Here is a 3,239-nt window from a genome sequence, read left to right as displayed (position 1 = left end):
ATCGTGAACCCGGACTCGGGCTCGATCAGCAACCATGTGATGGTGCGGCCGGGTACGAACTAACCTGCCTCTGTAGGAGCGGCTTCAGCCGCGAAGCTCTTCTTGGCCAGGAATCAGGTCAAAGGATTCGCGCCTGAAGCCGCTCCTACAGCTCGGTCAGGAGTTCCAGGACGCGCGGCCCGTACCTTTCAAGCTTGGCGACGCCGACGCCGCCGACGGTGCCCAGTTCGGCCAGCGAGGCCGGGCGGCGTTCGGCGATCGTGCGCAGGGTGGCGTCGTGGAAGATCACGTAGGCCGGTACCGCTTGTTCGCGGGCGAGGGCGGCGCGCAGTTCGCGCAGGGCTTCGAACACCGGCTGGTCGGCCGGCGCCAGCTGCACCGGCGCCGGCGCGGCGCGGGCCGAGCGCTCGCGTTCGCGCTTGCGCACCACTTCCTCGCGCAGGCTCACGGCCTGTTCGCCGCGCAGCACGGCGCGGCTGTCGGGCGTCAGGCGCAGGCTGCCGTGGCCTTCGATGTCCACGTCCAGCAAACCCAGCGCCACCAGCTGCCGGAACACGCCCTTCCACTGCTGCGTGCTCAGCTCGCCGCCGATGCCATAGGTCGAAAGCTGGTCGTGGCCCAGCTGGCGCATGCGTTCGGTGTCGGCCCCGCGCAGCACGTCCACCAGGTGGGTGACGCCGAAACGCTGGCCGGTGCGGTACACGCAGGACAGCGCCTTCTGCGCCGCCACCGTGCCGTCCCAGGTTTTTGGCGGTTCCAGGCAGTTGTCGCAGTTGCCGCAGTGGCCCGGGTGCTCTTCGCCGAAGGCTGCCAGCAGCGACTGGCGGCGGCAGCGGGTGGATTCGCAATAACCCAGCAGCAGGTCGAGCTTGCGCCGTTCCAGGCGCTGGCGGTCTTCACCGGCGCCGGACTGGGCGATCATCTGGCCCAGGGTCACCACGTCGCCCATGCCGTAACACAGCCAGGCTTCGGCGGGGTCGCCGTCGCGGCCGGCGCGGCCGGTTTCCTGGTAATACCCTTCCACCGACTTGGGCAGGTCCAGGTGGGAGACAAAACGCACGTCGGGTTTGTCGATGCCCATGCCGAAGGCGATGGTGGCGACCATGACGATGCCTTCCTCGCGCAGGAAACGCCGCTGGTTGGCCGCGCGCACGCCGGCGTCGAGGCCGGCGTGGTAGGGCAGGGCGTCGATGCCGCGCGCCGACAGGAAGGCCGCGGTTTCTTCGACCTTGCGCCGCGACAGGCAATAGACGATGCCGGCCTGGCCGGGCCGTGGCTGCAGGAAATCGAGCAGCTGCTGGCGGGCGTTGTCCTTCAGGACCACCCGGTAGCGGATGTTGGGCCGGTCGAAGGAGGTGATGAAACACGGCGCGTCCTGCAGGTCCAGGCGTTCGGCGATCTCGCGCCGCGTCGGCGGGTCGGCCGTGGCGGTCAGCGCGATGCGCGGGATCTCGGGCCAGCGTTCGTGCAGCAGGTTCAGTTCCCGGTACTCGGGACGGAAATCGTGGCCCCACTGCGAGACGCAGTGGGCTTCGTCGATGGCGAACAGGGCCAGCCGGCTGCGGCCCAGCAGGGACAGGAAACGTTCGGTCAGCAGCCGCTCGGGGGCCACGTACAGCAGGTCGAGCTCGCCGGCGACCAGCTGGGCCTCGACCCGGGCGGCCTGGTCGCCCGGCAGCGAAGAATTGAGGCAGGCGGCGCGCACGCCCAGCTGTTCGAGCGCCTCCACCTGGTCCTGCATCAGCGCGATAAGCGGCGAAATGATGATGCCGGTGCCTTCGCGAAGCAGCGCAGGCACTTGGTAACAAAGGGATTTTCCGGCGCCGGTGGGCATCAGCACCAGGCAGTCGCCGCCGCCGACAAGGTGTTCGACCACGGCGGCCTGCTGGCCGCGGAACTCGGCGTGGCCGAAAACGCGGCGCAGCAGATCAAGGGCGGGGGAGGTCATGCGGGCATTTTAGCCGGTGCCGGCGGGGTCCGGACCCACGCCTTCTTCACGTTGGTTAAACTCGGGGCGCTATCGCTGCGTTCGACCAAGACCAAAACCATAAAGGAACGACATGAATACGATCCGGATCTCCCTTCTCGCCGCGGCCGTGCTGGCACTCTCCGCCTGCGGCGGCAAGCAGCCCGGCGACACCATCATCGACATGCAGGCCGAAGTCTGCGCCACGGGCGACCCGTCGGTGATGCAGAAGTACGTGTCCAAGAAGTCCCAGCCCGCCGTGGGCATGATCAGCGCGATCATGGCCGAACCGGCCAAGGCCGAGCAGATGAAGGCCCAGATCAAGGAAGAGTGCGAGAAAGGCGGCGAGATCGAGATCCTCGAGACCAAGATCGAAGGCGACAAGGCCACCGTTCGCTACCGCAATCCCGAGGGCAAGGAAGAAACCGACACCCTGGTGAAGGAAGACGGCGAGTGGAAGCTGGACTTCAACCTCGACAAGTAAGGCCATGCGCCTGACCGGCACCCTGGCCACCGCCTTGCTGGCGGTGGCCCTGGCCGGGCCGGGGGCGGCGCGGCTTGCGCACGCCCCGGCGCTGCCCGCCTTGCTGGACGTCGCGCCCCTGGCCGACTGGCAGGGCGGGCTGCAGCCCGGCGACCTGGTGTTCCGGCGCGGCAACGGGCGCTGGAGCGGCTATTTTGCCGGCGCTTCAGGCGACGAGGGTTTCTTCAGCCACGTCGGCCTGCTGGTGCGCGAAGGCGATTCCTGGCAGGTCGTGCATACCGAAGCCGACGACCGCACCGGCATCGGCGGCGTGCGCACCGACAGTCTTGGCCATTTCCTGGCCGACGCCCACGGCGTGGCGGTGGTCCGGCCCCGGCTGGAAGCTGCCCAGGCCGCGCGGGCGGTGGCACTGGCCCACGACCCGGACTGGCAGGCCATTCCCTTCGACGCGCGTTTCCGACTCGATGACGGCGGCGAGGCCATGTATTGCACCGAATGGATCCAGGCCCTGGTGCTGGCCGCGACCGGCGAGGACATCGCCCGGCCGCGCAGCCATTTTGGCCGCATTGAAATCATCAGCATCGACGACCTGCGGCTCAGCGCCCGGGTCGAGCCGGTGTTCGACCACCGGCTGGCGACCGCGGGCCGCTGACGGCGCTTATTCGAGCAGCGAGCGCAGCATCCAGGCGTTTTTCTCGTGGACCTGCAGGCGCTGGGTGGCCAGGTCCACGCTCGGGTCGTCGCCGGCCGCTTCGGCGGTCTTGATGACCTTGCGCGCGGCGCGGCACA

General features: G+C 68.7%; 4 protein-coding genes. 2 read left to right on the top strand and 2 right to left on the bottom strand.

All coding sequences use genetic code 11. The annotated features are described in order from the left end of the window. Positions 1–145: 145 nt before the first annotated feature. The gene (gene recQ, locus AACZ35_RS13435) at positions 146–1,948 is read right to left on the bottom strand and encodes a DNA helicase RecQ (protein WP_339830136.1); all 1,803 of its coding nucleotides are present in this window, start codon (positions 1,946–1,948) and stop codon (positions 146–148) included. A 112-nt stretch (positions 1,949–2,060) separates the two neighbouring features. Between recQ and AACZ35_RS13430 the strand changes: the two genes are divergently transcribed. Both AACZ35_RS13430 and AACZ35_RS13425 read left to right on the top strand, forming a co-directional pair. Beyond that, positions 2,061–2,450, top strand: coding sequence for a DUF4878 domain-containing protein (locus AACZ35_RS13430; protein WP_339830134.1), 390 nt, complete (start codon positions 2,061–2,063; stop codon positions 2,448–2,450). Positions 2,451–2,454: 4 nt separating this feature from the next. After that, the gene (locus AACZ35_RS13425; protein ID WP_339830133.1) at positions 2,455–3,102 is read left to right on the top strand and encodes a YiiX/YebB-like N1pC/P60 family cysteine hydrolase; all 648 of its coding nucleotides are present in this window, start codon (positions 2,455–2,457) and stop codon (positions 3,100–3,102) included. A 6-nt stretch (positions 3,103–3,108) separates the two neighbouring features. On the opposite strand, the gene AACZ35_RS13420 is transcribed toward AACZ35_RS13425, so the two are convergent. Further along, positions 3,109–3,239: ferritin-like domain-containing protein (locus tag AACZ35_RS13420; RefSeq protein WP_339830138.1), on the bottom strand; the 131-nt coding region annotated here is incomplete at its 5' end.

The organism is uncultured Arenimonas sp., from assembly GCF_963976025.1.
Lineage (GTDB): Bacteria > Pseudomonadota > Gammaproteobacteria > Xanthomonadales > Xanthomonadaceae > Arenimonas.
This window is presented reverse-complemented; position numbering and strand designations above follow the sequence as displayed.

What these genes read in the sequence shown, in the direction of transcription:
- recQ (WP_339830136.1), bottom strand. Translation starts at nt 1,948, where the DNA reads ATGACCTCCCCCGCCCTTGATCTGCTGCGCCGCGTTTTCGGCCACGCC.
- AACZ35_RS13430 (WP_339830134.1), top strand. Translation starts at nt 2,061, where the DNA reads ATGAATACGATCCGGATCTCCCTTCTCGCCGCGGCCGTGCTGGCACTC.
- AACZ35_RS13425 (WP_339830133.1), top strand. Translation starts at nt 2,455, where the DNA reads ATGCGCCTGACCGGCACCCTGGCCACCGCCTTGCTGGCGGTGGCCCTG.